The 392-nt window shown below is 30.9% G+C and carries 1 protein-coding gene; it reads right to left on the bottom strand.

Going from position 1 to position 392, the window contains the following annotated elements; all coding sequences use genetic code 11:
* Window positions 1-392 (bottom strand): IS1634 family transposase (locus SBH76_RS13530; protein ID WP_432706872.1); only part of this gene is annotated, 392 nt, incomplete at both ends.

Below are 392 nucleotides of genomic sequence, written 5' to 3'. Positions count from 1 at the left end.
CATATCAAAAAATGCCCATAGATTGTTTCTTTTTTCTGTAAATAAACAGGCCTAGCATCCAGGTATGATTTTGTAAGTCTAAAAGATTCCTCGATTTTCCATAGGCTATGGTATGTTTTATATACCTGTAATGGTTCCATATCTATCTCGGATGTCACTAAAAGATTATATCCTGCATATTTAAGATCTTCATCAATCTTAGATTTATTTAAATCTATTATAGGCTTTATTGTCTTGCCTGTACTATCTTTAGTTATGATGTCTACATATTTAGCACAATCTCCAAGTTCATCTTTAGCGATATTTTTGTATGTAGAAAACTTTGAAGCTTTATCGACCATTTTCATTATTTCAAGCCTTTGTTTCTTTGCAAGGTTAGGATTATAAGAGAC

This window comes from Lachnoanaerobaculum sanguinis (genome assembly GCF_033242365.1).
GTDB lineage: Bacteria > Bacillota > Clostridia > Lachnospirales > Lachnospiraceae > Lachnoanaerobaculum > Lachnoanaerobaculum sanguinis.
This window is presented reverse-complemented; position numbering and strand designations above follow the sequence as displayed.